Source organism: Chlorobaculum thiosulfatiphilum (genome assembly GCF_006265165.1).
Lineage (GTDB): Bacteria > Bacteroidota > Chlorobiia > Chlorobiales > Chlorobiaceae > Chlorobaculum > Chlorobaculum thiosulfatiphilum.
Map to the genome: position 1 here is coordinate 99,001 of NZ_VDCH01000005.1, position 16,324 is coordinate 115,324.

Annotated in this window: 19 protein-coding genes; 13 read left to right on the top strand and 6 right to left on the bottom strand. The window is 61.7% G+C overall.

The annotated features are described in order from the left end of the window. Positions 1–75: 75 nt before the first annotated feature. From FGF66_RS04115 to bioA, 8 genes are all read left to right on the top strand, one after another. Positions 76–1,812, top strand: a complete 1,737-nt coding sequence (locus FGF66_RS04115; RefSeq protein WP_246046564.1) for an N-acetylmuramoyl-L-alanine amidase family protein — start codon at positions 76–78, stop codon at positions 1,810–1,812. A gap of 368 nt (positions 1,813–2,180) precedes the next feature. Beyond that, complete coding sequence (locus FGF66_RS04120) at positions 2,181–3,182, top strand: biotin--[acetyl-CoA-carboxylase] ligase (RefSeq protein ID WP_139456428.1); 1,002 nt, start codon at positions 2,181–2,183, stop codon at positions 3,180–3,182. After that, complete coding sequence (bioB, locus tag FGF66_RS04125) at positions 3,179–4,180, top strand: biotin synthase BioB (RefSeq protein WP_139456429.1); 1,002 nt, start codon at positions 3,179–3,181, stop codon at positions 4,178–4,180. The genes FGF66_RS04120 and bioB overlap by 4 nt, the downstream gene beginning before the upstream one ends. After that, positions 4,177–5,397, top strand: coding sequence for an aminotransferase class I/II-fold pyridoxal phosphate-dependent enzyme (locus FGF66_RS04130; RefSeq protein WP_139456430.1), 1,221 nt, complete (start codon positions 4,177–4,179; stop codon positions 5,395–5,397). The genes bioB and FGF66_RS04130 overlap by 4 nt, the downstream gene beginning before the upstream one ends. Then, positions 5,394–6,074 (top strand): pimeloyl-ACP methyl esterase BioG family protein, encoded by a 681-nt coding sequence (locus FGF66_RS04135; RefSeq protein WP_139456431.1) that lies wholly within the window; start codon positions 5,394–5,396, stop codon positions 6,072–6,074. The genes FGF66_RS04130 and FGF66_RS04135 overlap by 4 nt, the downstream gene beginning before the upstream one ends. Further along, positions 6,053–6,853, top strand: a complete 801-nt coding sequence (bioC, locus tag FGF66_RS04140) for a malonyl-ACP O-methyltransferase BioC (RefSeq protein WP_246046567.1) — start codon at positions 6,053–6,055, stop codon at positions 6,851–6,853. Before FGF66_RS04135 ends, bioC begins: the two co-directional genes overlap by 22 nt. Beyond that, positions 6,850–7,545: a dethiobiotin synthase gene (bioD, locus tag FGF66_RS04145; protein WP_170181204.1), complete on the top strand. Its 696-nt coding sequence runs from the start codon at positions 6,850–6,852 to the stop codon at positions 7,543–7,545. The genes bioC and bioD overlap by 4 nt, the downstream gene beginning before the upstream one ends. After that, on the top strand, positions 7,542–8,855 hold the full coding sequence (gene bioA, locus FGF66_RS04150; RefSeq protein WP_139456433.1) for an adenosylmethionine--8-amino-7-oxononanoate transaminase: 1,314 nt from the start codon (positions 7,542–7,544) through the stop codon (positions 8,853–8,855). Before bioD ends, bioA begins: the two co-directional genes overlap by 4 nt. A gap of 6 nt (positions 8,856–8,861) precedes the next feature. On the opposite strand, the gene FGF66_RS04155 is transcribed toward bioA, so the two are convergent. The 3 genes from FGF66_RS04155 to FGF66_RS04165 all read right to left on the bottom strand — a co-directional run bounded on the left by FGF66_RS04155 (position 8,862) and on the right by FGF66_RS04165 (position 11,450). Further along, a complete protein-coding gene (locus FGF66_RS04155; RefSeq protein WP_139456434.1) occupies positions 8,862–9,728 on the bottom strand; it encodes a hypothetical protein in 867 nt (288 codons plus the stop codon). Between the two features lie 27 nt (positions 9,729–9,755). Beyond that, positions 9,756–10,460, bottom strand: coding sequence for a PHP domain-containing protein (locus tag FGF66_RS04160; RefSeq protein WP_139456435.1), 705 nt, complete (start codon positions 10,458–10,460; stop codon positions 9,756–9,758). A gap of 270 nt (positions 10,461–10,730) precedes the next feature. Further along, positions 10,731–11,450 (bottom strand): CsgG/HfaB family protein, encoded by a 720-nt coding sequence (locus FGF66_RS04165; RefSeq protein ID WP_139456436.1) that lies wholly within the window; start codon positions 11,448–11,450, stop codon positions 10,731–10,733. A gap of 357 nt (positions 11,451–11,807) precedes the next feature. Between FGF66_RS04165 and FGF66_RS04170 the strand changes: the two genes are divergently transcribed. Together FGF66_RS04170 and FGF66_RS04175 are read left to right on the top strand one after the other, a co-directional pair. Further along, positions 11,808–12,329 (top strand): GNAT family N-acetyltransferase, encoded by a 522-nt coding sequence (locus FGF66_RS04170; protein ID WP_139456437.1) that lies wholly within the window; start codon positions 11,808–11,810, stop codon positions 12,327–12,329. Positions 12,330–12,355: 26 nt separating this feature from the next. Then, entirely contained in the window at positions 12,356–13,060 is a 705-nt protein-coding gene (locus FGF66_RS04175; RefSeq protein ID WP_139456438.1) for a YecA/YgfB family protein, read from the top strand. A gap of 61 nt (positions 13,061–13,121) precedes the next feature. Here the strand turns inward: FGF66_RS04175 and FGF66_RS13095 are convergent, their stop codons facing one another. Genes FGF66_RS13095 through FGF66_RS04185 form a run of 3 tightly spaced genes read right to left on the bottom strand, consistent with a single transcriptional unit; the run spans position 13,122 to position 14,042 of the window. After that, positions 13,122–13,253 (bottom strand): four helix bundle protein, encoded by a 132-nt coding sequence (locus FGF66_RS13095; RefSeq protein ID WP_211341973.1) that lies wholly within the window; start codon positions 13,251–13,253, stop codon positions 13,122–13,124. Further along, positions 13,228–13,497: a four helix bundle protein gene (locus FGF66_RS13100; protein ID WP_211341974.1), complete on the bottom strand. Its 270-nt coding sequence runs from the start codon at positions 13,495–13,497 to the stop codon at positions 13,228–13,230. The genes FGF66_RS13095 and FGF66_RS13100 overlap by 26 nt, the downstream gene beginning before the upstream one ends. Before the next feature lie 29 nt (positions 13,498–13,526). Then, on the bottom strand, positions 13,527–14,042 hold the full coding sequence (locus FGF66_RS04185) for a septal ring lytic transglycosylase RlpA family protein (protein WP_139456471.1): 516 nt from the start codon (positions 14,040–14,042) through the stop codon (positions 13,527–13,529). Between the two features lie 188 nt (positions 14,043–14,230). On the opposite strand from FGF66_RS04185, the gene FGF66_RS04190 reads away from it, so the two are divergent. Genes FGF66_RS04190 through FGF66_RS04200 form a run of 3 tightly spaced genes read left to right on the top strand, consistent with a single transcriptional unit; the run spans position 14,231 to position 16,309 of the window. Further along, positions 14,231–15,016, top strand: a complete 786-nt coding sequence (locus tag FGF66_RS04190) for an alpha/beta hydrolase (protein WP_342779636.1) — start codon at positions 14,231–14,233, stop codon at positions 15,014–15,016. 4 nt (positions 15,017–15,020) lie between these two features. Further along, positions 15,021–15,617: an acyloxyacyl hydrolase gene (locus FGF66_RS04195; RefSeq protein ID WP_139456440.1), complete on the top strand. Its 597-nt coding sequence runs from the start codon at positions 15,021–15,023 to the stop codon at positions 15,615–15,617. 38 nt (positions 15,618–15,655) lie between these two features. Further along, complete coding sequence (locus tag FGF66_RS04200) at positions 15,656–16,309, top strand: cyclase family protein (protein ID WP_139456441.1); 654 nt, start codon at positions 15,656–15,658, stop codon at positions 16,307–16,309. The last annotated feature ends 15 nt before the right edge of the window (positions 16,310–16,324 follow it).

Sequence of the window (16,324 nt, forward strand, 5' to 3'; positions counted from 1 at the left end):
GGCAGAAACCGGTCATGCCTGCAATACCGCTGTTCAAAGCCGACCCAATGTATAGTGACGACTTCAATGCGAATCATGAAAGACGCTTTATCCAGACAGTTTTTCCGGCCTCTGGGCCTCCTGATGTTCCTCCTGCTGTTCGCCTCCGGCGCTCTGGCTGAAACTCCCGGAAAAAATGATGTTTTCCTGCGAGTCACCAACGGCCCCGAACAGGGGTATATGATCAAGGTGCAGGGCATACAGTCCGCTCAAGGCTTTCTGGCGGACCTTGGCTCCTTCGCCCGCGCCCTGCGCCTCGGCAGCGTGTTCGATGGCAAGCGGATGCAGATCGACGAAGCGTTCGGCTCCACGGTGACGAGCTGCATCCTCGATGCGGACAGCGATTTCGCGCTGATCGGCTCCGCCTCCGGCGACAGCCCGAAACGGGTGCTGCAACTCGGCGCACCGCCAGCGGTATCGCAGAACAGGGTCTATATGCCGATCGATCCGGCGTGCCGGATGTTCACCCTCTGGCTTGGCCGGAAGGTGACCTATGACGCATCGGAGGGCAGGATCGACGCCGCGCTCGGCAGCCGATGGCCAAACACATCGCTGCAATCGGTCGGGCGGCTCGGACGAAGTGACTTATGGCAGGAAGAGCCGTCGGCAGACGACAACGACTCCAAACCGCCGGTCAACGGAAAGACTTCGATCGAGAATATCGAGGTCGAAACCCGCGCAAACGGCATCGTCATCCGGTTTTCAGCGACCGGGGGAATGCGTCAGGCCTCCTTTCTCAGACCAGACGGCAGCGGCACCCTTTATCTGACCATTGAAAATGCAGCCGGAAACCCTGATCTTCTCGCGAAAACCTATCAGGAGGGCGTCGTCCGCTCGATCGCCCCAGCGCTTCTCGACAGCGGGGCGATACAGTTCACCATCGCGCTCAACACCCCGGCCTACGTTATCAAGTCGTCGTCGTTCAGATATGATGCGTCGAAAAATGACTACGTCATTTCGATCATGAACGATGTCGATGTCGAGGCGATCCACCTGTCGGAAAAGGAGCGCCGCATCCAGGAGGGGCTGAGCCGCGACGTGGACAAGTGGAAGCTCGACGCGGTGGTGATCGATGCCGGTCATGGCGGCAAAGACCCCGGCGCGATCGGCACACGGGGCACTCGCGAAAAAGACGTTGTGCTGAACATCGCCAGAGACCTCGGCATGTTTATCAGGCAGCAGTGGCCGGACGTCAAGGTAATCTACACCCGCAAGGAAGACCGGTTCATTCCCCTGAAAGAGCGAGGCCAGGTCGCCAACCGTTACGGCGGCAAAATGTTTGTCAGCATCCATTGCAACGCCGCGGCCAGCAACAGCAAGGTGCGCGGCCCGGAGGTCTATATTCTCGGCCCTCATAAAACGCAGGCCGCGCTTCAGGTGGCCATGCTCGAAAACTCGGTCATCACCGGAGAGGAGAACTCCTCGGAAAACTACAAAGGCTTTTCGGACGAGTATCTCATCATGAGCAGCATGGCGCAAAGCGCCTTCGCCATGCAATCGACCGAGCTGGCGCAGGATGTGCTCCGCCGCCTGAGCCGGAATGGCAGCAACAACGGACTCGGCGTTCGGCAGGCGGGCTTCATGGTGCTCTGGACGCCTTCTATGCCAAGCGTTCTGGTCGAGGCCGGCTATCTCTCCAACCCCACCGAAGAGCTGATCCTGCGCGACCGCAAGGAGCAGACGGGCATAGCCTACTCTATTTTCCAGGGGCTGCAACAGTATCGCTCCAGCTATGAGAGCCGGACGACGGCTGCGGTGCGCGCCGCCTATTGACACTCCGACAACCATGGTTGCTGTCGTCATTGCGAGGAGCGAAGCGACGTGGCAATCCATTTCGCAGTATGCACATATGGATTGCTTCTCCCGACAAGTCGGGATCGCAATGACGGATTATAACAGAGGACTTCAAGGCATGTCAGGATAGTCGTGCCGGTAAGTCCGTCGGTATTCTGACCCACCTGATCCGTTTGCCGGATTTTGTTGTTGCATAGTTGTCAACCTCCAGCTACATTCCGGTTCACAAATCGGCTCCAGCCGGTTGTCATTTCATCCTTCAGATCGAGACAGTTTCCCGCCATGCATGACCTTCGTCACAACCATCTTTTGCCGCTGGCGGCGCTTCCTGGCGCGGGAAGGGCGGCATGAATCCGCTGGCGGCGACCATTCTCCAGCGCCTTGCCGCTGACGGCGGCTTCGTCTCCGGCGGCCAGCTCTGCGGCGAATTGCGCATCAGCCGGAGCGCGGTGTGGAAGCACGTCGCCGCCCTGCGCAAGTCGGGATACGCCATCGAGGCGGTGAGTGGCAGAGGCTACCGGCTCGAACGGCTCACCGGCGATCCGGTGCAGGAGGAGGTCGTGCCGCTGCTCGACACGGCGTCGTTCGGACGAAACTTCATCTACCTTGCGAGCACCGACTCGACCAACCTCCGGGCGCGAGCGTTGGCCCGCGATGGCGCGCCGGAGGGCGCGGTGGTGGTGGCCGACAGCCAGACGGGTGGGCGAGGCCGGATGCGCCGCGCGTGGGTTTCGCCCGCCGGGGTGAATCTCTACTGCTCGATTGTTTTGCGTCCGCCCGTGCCCTCCGTGCGTGTGCCGGAGATTCCGCTCGTGGCGGCGGCGGCGATCCACGGCGCTATTTCGGAGGAGTGCGTCGGCCTCAGCGCCTTCATCAAGTGGCCGAACGACATCATCGTCGCCGGGCGCAAGCTCTGCGGTATCCTGTGCGAAATGGAGTCCGAGCCGGACTGCACCCACTTCGTCGTGGTTGGTTTCGGCCTGAACGTCAACCTCGATCCGGTGCCGGAGGAGCTGCAAAGCATCGCCACCTCAATCGCCATCGAGACCGGCGCTCGCGTCTCCCGCGCCCGCTTGCTCGCCGCCGTGCTCAACCGATTCGAGCGGCTCTACTTCGAATGGCTCGGTCGGGACGATCTTTCGTTCATCCTGCCCTGCCTCGAAGCGTACGCCTGGCTCAAGGGGCACGAGCTGAAGATCGAGCAGTTCAACCGCGTGCTGACCGGCACCGAGGTGGGACTTTCGCCGCAGGGCCACCTCCTTTTGCGTACCGCTGATGGCGCGATTCTGCCCGTCAGCTCTGGCGAGGCGCATCTTTTACCCGTCAACCATGAAACAAGACCCGCATGATCTCACGACTGCATCCCGACATTGAAGCGGCTTACCAGGTGCTCGATACCGGCGAGCCGCTCTCGCTCGAACTCGCCACGGCGCTGGCCAACCTGCCGGACTCCGAGGTGCTCGATCTGGTGTCGCTCGCCAGCAAGGTCAAGGTCCGCCACGCCGCCAACCACGGCGCGATTCACGCCTGTTCGATCATGAACGCCAAGTCGGGGGTGTGCGGCGAGAACTGCCGCTTCTGCGCCCAGTCGAAGCACAACAGCGCCGAGGTCGAGGTTTATGAGCTGGTCGATGAAACGCGGGTGCTCGAACAGGCGCGGAGCGCGTGGGAGCAGGGAATCGGCCACTTCGGCATCGTCACGAGCGGCTACGGCTACCTGAAAATCACGCCAGAGTTCGAGCGAATTCTTGGCATGATCGACCTGTTGCACCGCGAACTGCCCGGCCTGTACGTCTGTGCCTCGCTCGGCGTACTTGGCGACGCGCCCGCCGCCGAACTGGCCCGCCACGGCGTCGCGCACTACAACATCAACATCCAGGTCGATCCGCGCCGCTACGGCGAGCTGATCGCCACGACGCACGGGGTTGACGAGCGCATCGAGACGATCCGGCGGCTCCGCGCCAGCGGCATCGGCGTCTGTTGCGGCGGCATCATCGGCGTGGGCGAAACGATGCAGGAGCGCGTCGCGATGATTTTCGCGCTGCGCGACCTCGACGTCTCGGTCATTCCGATCAACGTGCTCGTACCGATCGACGGCACACCGCTCGAAAAGGCCACGCCGCTGCCCGTGACGGAGATCGCCAAAACCTTCGCCATCTGCCGCCTCGCGCATCCCGAAAAGATCATCAAGTTCGCCGCCGGGCGCGAAACCGTGATGAAGGATTTTCAGGGCCTGCTGATGCTGGCCGGCGCGGACGGCTTCCTCACCGGCGGCTATCTGACCACCCGTGGCCGCGACATCGCCGCCGACCGCCAGCTCGCCCGGCAACTCTCGATGTTCTCATGAGCGGCGTCACCACTGCGGCATCGAGCCGGGTCGAACTGCCAATCGAGTCGCATATCGCGGCGGAGCTGGAGAGGCTGAAAGCGAAGCAGCGATTTCGCTCCATCCCCGCAACCGGCGAGCGGAGCGGGCGGTTCATCACGGTTGGCGAACGGCAACTGCTGAACCTCTCCTCGAACGACTACCTCGGCCTCGGCGCAGACCGCGAGCTGTTCGGCTCGTTCATCGCAGGGATTCAGGATGATCGATTTGACGACGGGCGCTACGCCATGACCAGCTCGTCGTCGCGCCTCCTGACGGGCCATCACCCGGTCTGCGACGAACTCGAAGCCGCGCTTGCCGCCGCGTACGGCAGCGAGTCGGCGCTCGTTTTCAACAGCGGCTACCACGCCAACACCGGCATCCTGCCCGCGCTCGCCACCCGCCACGACCTGATCCTCAGCGACAAGCTCAACCACGCGAGTATCATCGACGGCCTGCGCATCGCCGACGCCGAATTCCTCCGCTTCCGCCATGCCGACTGCGACCACCTCGAAGAGCAGCTTGCTGCCGCCGGAAATCGCTACCGCCAGATTTTCATCGTCACCGAGTCGGTCTTCAGCATGGATGGCGACCTTGCCGACCTGCGGCGTCTGGTCGATCTCAAGCGACGTTACGGCGCAGTGCTGATCGTCGATGAAGCGCACGGGGCGGGCGTCTTCGGCAAGCGCGGCCTCGGCCTCTGCGAAGCGGCGGAGGTGATCCCGGAGATCGACATCATCGTCGGCACCTTCGGCAAATCGCTCGCCTCGACGGGCGCGTACGCCGTCATGCGCGGCCTCTTCCGCGAGTACCTCGTCAACACGATGCGCACGCTGATCTTCACCACCGCCCTGCCCCCGATGGCGCTCGCCTGGAGCCTCGCCACCTTCACGAAGCAGCTCGAAATGGAGCGGGAGCGCGACCATCTGCTCCGTCTCGCGGCGACCTTGCGCGAGCGCCTCCGCGAGGCGGGGTTCGACGCGCCCGGAGAGAGCCACATCGTGCCGGTGGTGCTGGGCGAAGATCGCCGGGCGGTCGCGATGGCCGAATCCTTGCGCGAGGCGGGCTTCCACGCGCTGCCAGTGCGTCCGCCGACCGTGCCCGAAAACAGCGCCAGACTCCGCTTTTCACTCCGGGCCGATCTGACCGTCGAGGACATCGCCGCGCTTGCCGAAACCATGAAAAGGGGCGCATCGTGAAAGCGGAGTGGATCGTCCGGCGGGGCAACCGAAGCCTGCTGCTCTTTTTCAACGGCTGGGGCATGGATCGCCGCGTGGCCGACTGGCTTGCTTCGACGTGGCCCGATTTGCCGGATCGCGACATCGCCGTGCTCTACGACTACTGCGACCTCTCGCTACCCGGCTGGCTCGGCGAGGCGATAGCCGACTCGGATTCGCTCTATCTCGTCGCCTGGTCGCTTGGCGTCTGGGCGGCCTCGAATGCGGGACTCGCAAGGATCGACCGCGCCGTGGCGCTCAACGGCACGCCGACGCCGGTCAATGCGGAGCGCGGCATTCCGCCCGAAATCTTCCGTGGAACGCTCGAAAGCTGGAACGACGAGAACCGCAAGCGCTTCGAGCGCCGGATGACGGGCGGCATTCCGGCGGAGATCGCCGAGGCCGTCCGCGCTGTCCGCTCCGCCGACGAGCAGCAGGCGGAACTTCGCTCGATTGGCGAGGCGGTCGCCAGTTGTCCGGCGGCAAGCGCCGCGTCATGGAAATTCTCGAAAGCGCTGATCGGCGGGCGCGACCTGATTTTCACGCCCGAAAACCAGCGCCGCTCGTGGCGCGAGGCGGGAGTGCCCGCCGTCGAAATCGCCGCGATGCCCCATTTTCCCTTCACCCACCTCGCCGGATGGCGGGAGCTGCTCGCATGAGCGCCGGTATCGACAAGCAGCTCGTGCGCCGCCGCTTCCGGCGAGCGCTGCCGACCTACGCCGGTCACGCCGAGGTGCAGCGGCGCATGGCCGCGCGGCTGGTCGCAATGATCGAAAGCGCCGGAGCCGCGCCGTCTCTTGGGCGCGTCTTCGAGTTCGGCTGCGGCTCGGCCATGCTCACCTCGATGCTCTTCGAGCGCCACTCGGCGGAGGCTTTTTACGCCAACGATCTCGTCGCCGAAAGCCGCGTGTTCGTCGAGGCTGCCGTGTCAGGCCGCGAGATAGGGCGGCTGGAGTTCCTGCCAGGCGACGTCGAGCGGCTCGATCCGCTGCCCGCCAATCTCGATCTTGCTGTCTCGAACGCCACCTTGCAGTGGCTGCACGAACCGGCGCTATTTTTCGAGCGGCTCTCGGCGTCGATGAGGCCGGGCGGCCTCGTGGCGTTCAGCACCTTCGGCGCACAGAACATGCGCGAGATCGCCACGCTCGGCGAGGCGGCGCTCCCCTACCGGAGCATCGGCGAAGTCGCCGCGCTTGGCGGAACGGCCTTCGAGGTGGTCGCCATCGAAGAGGAGATCGTCCGGCAGGAGTTCGAGACGCCCGAAGCGGTGCTCCGCCACATCCGCGCAACCGGCGTGAACGGCGTTTCCAGCCGCGCCTGGACGCGCTCGCACTACCTCGATTTTCTGCGCCGCTATCGCGCTGCCTACCCGGCGGGCAGCGGCGTCGCGCTCACCTGGCATCCCGTTTATTGCTGTTTCAGGAGGAAAGAGTCATGAAAGGACAGGTGCTCGTGGTGTCGGGCATCGATACCGGCATCGGCAAAACCGTCGCCACCGGCCTGCTCGCCCGGCGCTTCGCCGGGGCGGGAGTGCGCACGATCACCCAGAAGATCGCGCAGACCGGCTGCGAGGGCGTCTCGGAGGACATTGCCACGCACCGCGAACTGATGGGCATCCCGTTGCAGGAGGTCGATCTGGACGGCGCGACCTGCCCGTACCTCTTCCGCTTTCCGGCTTCGCCGCATCTTGCCGCCGCGCTGGAGGGGCGCGAGATCGACTTCATGGCGATCCGGCGCAGCACCTTCAAATTGCAGTTGCGCTACGACCTCGTGCTGCTCGAAGGGGTTGGCGGTTTGCTCGTGCCGCTCACGCCGGAGCTGCTCTTCGCCGACTACGTGCGCGACGCGGGCTACGGCCTCGTGCTGGTCAGCTCCCCGCGCCTCGGCAGCATCAACCACACGCTGCTCTCGCTCGAAGTGTGCGCGGCGCGGCATATTCCTGTCCGTGGCCTCATCTACAACCGGTTCTTCGAGGCGGACGAAACCATCGCCGCCGACACGCGCACGGTGATCGCCGCCGCCCTGAAGCGCCTCGGCTACGACGCCGCGCCGGTGATCGATCTCGATGCCAGCGGCCTCGCGGTGGAGGCGGAGGATTTGCAACGCCTCATCGATCCGCCACGCCGATGACGATGAATCTCGATTTCGACCGCCAGCATCTCTGGCATCCCTACACCTCGATGGCCGATCCCTTGCCGGTGTATCCCGTCAAAAGCGCCAGCGGCGTCTTGATCGAGCTGGAGGACGGGCGGCAACTGATCGACGGCATGTCGTCGTGGTGGGCGGCGATCCACGGCTACAACCATCCGGCGCTGAACCGCGCCGTGACGGAGCAGCTCGCTCGCATGAGCCACGTGATGTTCGGCGGGCTGACGCACGAACCGGCCATCGAGCTTGGTCGCCTGCTCGTCGGCCTTCTGCCCGATCCGCTCGACCGCGTTTTCTTCTGCGACTCTGGCTCGGTCTCCGTCGAGGTGGCCATCAAGATGGCGCTGCAATACTGGCAGGCCGCCGGTCGTCCGGCAAAGAAACGCTTGCTGACGGTGCGCTCCGGCTATCACGGCGACACCTGCATGGCCATGTCGGTCTGCGATCCGGTCACGGGAATGCACAGCCTCTTCAGCGGCGCAGTGCCGGAGCAGCTCTTCGCCGAAGCGCCGTCGTGCGGCTTCCGCGAGCCGTGGCGCGAGGTGGCCATCGCAGAGATGCGGGAGCTGCTCGAAACTCACGCCAGCGTCGTCGCGGCGATCATCATCGAGCCAATCGTGCAGGGGGCGGGCGGGATGCGTTTCTACAACCCGGTTTATCTGCAACGCCTCCGGGAGCTGTGCACGGAACACGACGTGTTGCTCATCTTCGACGAGATCGCGACCGGCTTCGGGCGCACGGGCCGGATGTTCGCGATGGAATACGCAGGCGTCACGCCCGACATCGTCTGCCTCGGCAAGGCGCTCACCGGCGGCTACATGACCCTCGCCGCCACGGTCGCCTCCGGCCATGTGGCCGACACGATCTCCGCCGGAAATCCCGGCGTGTTCATGCACGGCCCCACCTTCATGGCCAACCCGCTCGCCTGCGCGGTCGCCGTGGCGAGCCTCACGCTGCTGCTTTCCAGCGACTGGCAATCGAGCGTCCGGCGCATCGAGCAGCAACTCGCCAAAGGCCTCGCGCCCTGCAACGCGATGACCGGCGTACGCGACGTGCGGACGCTCGGAGCCATCGGCGTGGTCGAACTCGACAAGCCGGTCGATATGGCGAAAATCCAGCAAGCGTTCGTCGAGCGGGGCGTCTGGGTTCGGCCCTTCGGACGGCTGGTCTATCTCATGCCGCCATTCATTATCGGCGAAGGCGAACTTGCTGCGCTCACCTCGGCGGTCTGCGATGTTCTGGAGATGAGCGCTGTCAGCGCTCCATCCAATCCCGATGGAGCACAAAGCTGACCGCGCTCAGATATGCGCCGAGCGCTGCATCTCAGCGTTTTCGAAGCGGTTGTAGGCGAAGGTGATGCCGATGGCGAACGCAATCGCGCCGATGCCGAGCAGTACGCTGAAATAGGGCGGCGCGGTCAGGGCGAGCCGAATGAGCAAGGTGGCGACGGCGAACCCGGAGTTCCGGAAAACAACGGGATAGCTCGAACTGTAGCGCAACGAGATCAGTACGATCAGCACGTCGCTGAAGATGAGAATCGTGAAGAAGAGTGAAAAGAATTCGTTCGTGGCATTGCCATTCAGATACTTCAAACCGTCGATAGCGCCGATCACGAAAAAGATCAGCAGAAGCAAAAGCGAGATGATCTTCTTGACGGCGATGAAATCCGCCGCGGCCTCCTTGTCACGGGTGATGGCGCGATGGTGCTGGAGCTTGTAATAGACGCCGAGCAAGAGGAAGATCGACAGGCCGCCGCCCGCATAGGCAAGCATGAGCAGCACCGGCTGCGACGCCTCCGCCCAGCCCAGCGGCTCGCTGAAATGGACAAGCTCGCTGAAGGAGTGGCGAAGCAGGATGAGCGAGAGAATTTCAAACTGCTTGCCGACCGACACCGAAACCGATTTGGCGATGCTGAAGACCAGCCCGAACACTTCGAGGCCGAGCAGCATGGAAAGCGCTGTGCTGATAGCGTAGTAATGGGTTTTCGGCAGAAGAGAGGCGACGCCTGCCGGAAGCCACCCCAGACGGGCAAGCTCGATCAGGATGAGCGAAGAGAGGAACGCCAGAATCAGCAGATTGGCTGCAACGCGCTCCCGGCGCCGGTCTTCCCAGAGCTGCTCAAACCAATCGTACAGGGCAACAAAGCGCCGGAGAATAACGACCATGATTCAACCTTTTTTTCGGGCCGCAAGTCACGGCCGGATTTTCCCCCCACGGTACAAAAATAACGAAACCTGGTCATTTTTTCTGATGGTCTCCTTGACCGATTCGACATTCTTTTCGCATCGCAGCAGCGTTTTCCACGACAGCAGGTGCCTCGGTTCGTGAAAGTCGGAGTTGGCGATGTAGTTGAATTTTTTCAGGCCGACAACATTGAACAGGTCGTCCCGGTTGGCCACCTCCCATGCGTCGAACAGCGAGGCGAGGCGTTCATGGTTTTCCCAGAGGTAGAACGACGGGTCTTCCCCGGAATGGTTCCTGAAATAGGGGTGACAGGCAACCGAAATCCCCTCTTGTCTTCTGATGGATGCAATGATCTCTTCGACGGACAGATCAGGTGAAATGAATTCCTTGAGGTCGAGAGCCAGGATGTGATAGCGGTCGGTGTTGTTGGTCAGCTCGACGCCAGGAATCAACAGCATTCCATACTTCTCCCAAGCGCTTCTCGCCGCACGCCACAGCGACTTCTGATACGCACCGAACGCCGCCCTGTCCATGACGGAGAGCTCCGAAACGGGCTTCCCGTATCGCTCGATGCTTTCGCGGTCAAGCACATGATCGGTTATGGCGATCACATCGAATCCGGCCTCGCCGTAGAGATCGACAACCTCGTCAATCGAACACGCCCCGTCACTCCAGGTCGTGTGGATATGAAAATCGCAGTAGAGCCATTGCATGGGTAGTCCGGTAAGAATAAATTCGAAGATAAAGCCGAAAGGCGAGAAGAGACGTGATCAAAGCGTGAAGGCTTTGCAAACTTTTGGCAGACGCGGGAAAGCAGAGCTGAGGGCGGGCGCGACCACACTGAAAGCGCTTTCTTAACCATCCGTGATCCTGCCGATTTTTTTCTCCCCTGCCGGGCTCTGCCAGTTAAAAAACAGAAGCGCCTGCGCATCGGGCGAACAATGCGCAGGCGCTTCTGAAATCAGGCGAGCCGTTCCGGCTGGTCAATCGAGATCGATGGAGCCTCTGGTCTTTTCGCGGCGGTTCTGCTCTTTGCGGTTGTACTGATCCATGCAGCCGCTGTCCTTGCCCTCCACGAGCGAACATTGCAGATAATCGGTGATTTCGATGATGCAGGCGCGGATCGCTTTGCCGACAGGGGTGTTCTTGTACTCGCTGAGGTGGCCGCCAAAGCCGTCGCGGTAAACGCCGACGCTGACGCCGCTCGACTTCGAGGTCGCCTCGACCGTCCGTGCGTCGTAGATTTCGCCGGTCTCCACATCGATCACCTTCAGATCGACCGCCATGTAGGCCTTGTCCTGCCTTCCGCCAAGACTGATCCCGCGGAAAGAGAGTCCGCCGCCGCCACCGCTCGTGTTTTGTTCAAATGCGGAAACCGTCGCGGCGACAAGGTACTGGGCGCCGGTGATTTTGCCCAGTCTGGCGCGTGTTCTCGGATTGATCCGGCCAGACCTGCCGAGATCCTGTTCGTCGAGCACCGCGTCGAGTTCCCGCCTTTCGAGCACGCGGAAGCTGTTGGTTGATGCAAGTTCCGAGATGAGCATGTCTTGCAGGTCGGTACCGACGCCGCCGTTCCACCATGCCGCACCGGAGTGGTTGGTGAACCTCAGGACGCCGATCCGGGGTTTTCCGGCGGCCAGTCCATCCTGGACGAGGGCGATGGTGCAGAAAAGCAGAAAAATCAGCAAGGCTTTGATCTTCATGATGAGTCTCCTTGGGAGTTATGGTGATGATTATCTCTCGGATGCGAAACGGACAGAGAACAGGGGTGAAATTTTTCCGGCCCGGCCTTCAGGCGTCGCGCCATATACAAAAATGGGCAATGAACCTGTGCAAGGCCAAGCATAAGTAAAGTATCACTGTAAAAAGGAAAAGCAAAGAGCGCAAAGTTCACCGCGAACTTGACCGGTCACGTTTTCCGGTCACGCCCCGCGCCTGCCGGACGGCGCTCCTGCGGGTGTGCACGACAAACGGGGGATATTGGTATATTGGCCGACAAATTCCCAGGCAAACTCGCCTGAACACGCGTTTCCTGAACGCTTCAACAACCGCCAGCCACGATGAACCAGAAAATCGTCATCAGACCAGAAACGCCTGCCGATGCTACGGCGATCAGCGAGGTGACCGTCGCGGCTTTCGCGACGCTCGAAATCAGCCAGCACACCGAACAGTTCGTCATCGGGGCGCTGCGCGAGGCTGGCGCTCTGACCATCTCGCTCGTGGCGGAACTCGACGGGCAGGTCGTCGGCCACATCGCCTTTTCGCCGGTGACGATGCAGGACGGCACGACTGACTGGTTCGGCCTCGGGCCGGTCTCGGTGATGCCGGAGCTTCAGCGGCAGGGCATCGGCAAGGCACTGATCCGCGAGGGCCTCGCCCGGCTGCAAGCGCTCGGCGCGAAAGGCTGCTGCCTGGTCGGCCATCCGGAATATTACCGGCAATTCGGCTTCGAGAACCCGCAGGGGCTGGCGCACGAGGGCGTACCGCCGGAGGTCTTTTTCACGCTCTCGTTTGACGGGCGCGTTGCGCAAGGCATGGCGAGCTTCCACGAAGCGTTCATGACGAGCGGCCCCGCTGCATAAATCGATAACACATCACCAGACGAATCATGAGTGACACCTTTCAGTATAACTCCACCGCAGAACTGACCGCGCAGGAATATGAAGAGCTGGAGGATTTCCTGCTGCACGAATCGGAACTGAAGCATCCGATGAATCTCGACGCGCTCGACGGCTTCCTGACCGCGCTCGTCATCGGGCCGGATACGATCGGGCGTGACGAATGGCTGTCGTACGTCTGGGGTTCGGCTGGCTCCGCCGAAGCGCCGGTTTTTCAGTCCGGCAAGCAGGAGGAGCGGATCGTGGGGCTGACCGTGCGGATGATGAACGCGCTCGCGCATCAGTTCGAGGAGAGTCCCGCCGACTACGCGCCGCTGCCCAACCTGACCACCTTCGACAACGACGAGGCGCAGCGCCACGCGGCCAGATCGTGGTGCCTCGGCTTCATCGAGGGAGTGAACGTGAGGCCCGCCTCCTGGCAGCCGCTGCTGAGAGACGAAAAAGGCTCCAAGACTATTTTTGCCATCTCCGCTGCCTCCGGCCTGTTGCGCGACAAGCTTGGGCTGGATGAGGAGAAGGAGTACGAACTCTGGAAGCTGATCCCGGAAGCCGTGCTTGAAATCAAAAGCTTCTGGATGCCGGCGCGGAACCAGGCGGCGGAAAGCGCGAAACCGCCCAAAGCTGAAGACCCCGGCAGAAACGATCTCTGCCCCTGCGGCAGCGGCCAGAAGTACAAAAAATGCTGCGGGAAGTGAGGAAAATGATGAGTTATGAGTGATGAATGCTGAATTAAAGAAGCGGATGGGGAGTGAGAGACTACTGTTCGCGGTGGGCTTTTCCGCATTGCGCTGACTTTACGATGCTGGTCAGGATGCGAACCAGCTCATCTGACTCTTTGAGCAAATTATCGAGTTGTGGTTGTTCAACGACATCTGATGCGACAAGCACACGAAGCCAGTAGTGGGTTTCGCGCGCCTCTTTGTCGGACAATGGACATTTTCGCAATGAAATCCGATTTGCTTTGCCCGGCTTGAGCCTCCTCGACATTGGCTCCGATCGATGTCGCTGATCGCAATAACTGGCCAGCCAGTGTGCGAGAAACATTGCCGTGTCGTTCAAGAAAACGGCAAAACCGCACAATCCGAACAGCAAACCGGAACGACCGTTCAGGAATTTTCAATTCATCACTCATCACTCATCGCTCATAATTCATCATTCTCCCTACCGGTACACCGATTCGATCTTGACCTTGGCGGTGCCTTTGCCGTAGAAGCCGAGCCGTTTGGCGGCTTCCATGCTCAGGTCGATCACGCGGCCATCGACGAAGGGGCCGCGGTCGTTGACCCGCACGACGATCGAGGTGTTGTTTTCGAGGTTGGTGACCCTCACGATCATCGGCAGCGGGAGGTATTTGTGGGCGGCGCTGGGCAGATTTGGGTCGAACGTTTCGCCGTAGGCCGTGGGCTGTCCGTTATGCTGGTCGAGCGTCTCCTGGCCGTACCACGAGGCCAGGCCGGTCTCCTCGTAGGCATAGACCTGGTCGAAGCTCATGGGCACATAGAGCCGACCGTCGATGAGGTAGGGATTATTCTTGAGTTTGCCCAGCCGGTACGCCTCTTCCGGCGATATTCGCTGTTGGCCGCGTGACGTGGTCGTTGTGCCCTTGTACGTCGAACAGGCCTGAAGCGACAGGAGCAGAAGCAACAGCAGGACGGGTATTCTCTTGTACTTGATCATGGCGTATCTCCGGTAATCGGGGAGCTGCATATCGACATGGTAGCGCTATCCTTTGAATAAAAAAATAGCTATTTCGACTGAATATTCCTGACCCTCTTGTATATTTCCTGAATCAAAATTTTCTGCCGTATGTCTGCAAACGCTTTTACCGCAGATAGTTATGCAGTGAACAGCACTTTTGCCGAATGATGAATCGGGTTTCACATGAGCCGCCAGAAAGGCGCTTGACCGGCATCGTGATCCTTCACGGATTTACGGCGAACCTTGAGAGCGTACGGGAGCTTTTCGGCCCGCTTGGCCGCTTCGACCTCCGGATTGCCACGCCACTCTTGCGCGGTCATGGCGCTTCATCGCCGGACGAGCTGCGCGGCGTGACCTGGCCGGACTGGCTCGAAGATGCCGAGCGAGCGCTCGAAACGCTGACCGGCATCGACGGCAAGGCGGTGGTCATCGGCCACAGCATGGGCGCCTTGCTCGCGCTGCAACTTGCCGCTCGCCGTCCGGAGCTGGTCGATTCGGTCATTCTCGCCACGCCGCCGATCAGGCTCACCTCGCCGCTTGGCCCCGGACGCCCGCTCCACTTCCTCGCGCCGCTCATCAGCCATGTCGTTGACCGCTGGGGCATGGAGGCCAAATTCGCCGATCCCGGCAGCGCCATCATTCCGGAGCAGTATGATTGGGCGCCGACCAAAACGATTCTCTCGATGTTCGAGCTGCTGGAGGAGACGATGCGGATCACCGTCCGCGTCCGCGTGCCTGCGCTGATTCTGCACGCCCGCCACGAAAGCATCGTGCTGCCCGAGAGCGCCGAAATTCTGACGCGCGCCGTCGCGACGCCGCCAGAGGCCACATCCATTGTCTGGTTCGAAAAAACCGACCACCAGATTTTCTGCGACTGTGAACGCAAGGCCGCCGTCGATGCCGCCGTGCGGTTTGTCGCCAACCGCATCAGCTCAAAACCACATAACTCGTAAGATCATGAAAAAAAAGCTGTTCCGTTTATTCATCCCCCTTCTGTTCACGTGCAGTTTCATTCCCGGCAAGCTCAACGCCGCGCCATCAGATACTCACGAGGGGGTTCATCTCGATGAAATCGCCATCGGTTCCGGCTACGCATGGGGGCATATGAAGTTCACCGAAGCGGATTACCATGCGGTTCCGATCTTTGTGCGTTTCGGCTTCGACATGAACTCCGCGTTCGGCATGAGAGACAGCAAAGGCACACTCCAGCTTGCGCTCGAACCATTCTGCAATCCCGTCACCGAACCCGACTCGGGGGTCGAAACCGGCCTGAACGTCTTCTTCCGCTATCTCCACCCGATCGCGCCATCGGTGAAGCTGGTCGGCGAAATCGGTTCCGGCCCGATGTACCTGAGCATCGACAGCAAGGAGCAGGGTGATGCCGGGTTCAACTTTCTGAACCAGTTCGGTCTCGGCGCGCAGGTCGCCGTTTCCGGTAACAGCGCCATCACCGTTGGCTACCGTTTCCGCCACCTTTCAAACGCGGGCACGAGCGAACCGAACCATGGCATCAACAGCAACGCCGTGGTGCTGAGCTATTCGCTGCTCTACTGACGGAGTCGCGCGAACAGTACCGCAACCGGAGCATCACCATGCGCATCGTCGATCTCAGCCATCCGATTTCGCCCGCCATGCCGCTCTGGCCGGGAACGCCCCGGCCGGAGTTTTCCGATCTCTGCACGGTCGGGCGCGACGGCTTTGGCGAGCGCTGGCTGCAACTGTCGTCGCACACCGGCACTCACCTCGACGCTCCGGCGCATCTGTTCGACGGCGCGGCAACGCTCGACCAGCTCGACGTTTCTCACTTTATCGGCAAGGGGGCGCTGCTCGATCTGCGCCAAACAGAGGCGGGGCCAGTTTCGCTCGATCGGGTGCTTGCCAGCCGCGAGCGGATCGGGCAGGCTGAATTCCTCCTGCTGCATACCGGCTGGAGCCGCTTTTGGGGCCGCGATGAATACAACCGCGACTATCCGGTGCTTTCGCCGGAAGCGGCGGCGCGGCTCGCCGGACTGGGGCTGAAGGGCATCGGCATCGATGCGCCGTCGTTCGACGAGGCTGATTCGGAGGTGTTGCCAATCCATCGCCGCCTGCTTCGTGCGGGTTTCGTGCTGATCGAAAATCTCACCGGGCTGGAACCGTTGGGCGACAGTGATTTTTTCTTTTCGGCGCTGCCGCTGCCTGTCTCCGGCGCTGAGGCCTGCCCCGTTCGGGCCGTCGCCGTAATTCCTTCTTTCGATACCGAATAGACGATTGGGCTTGTC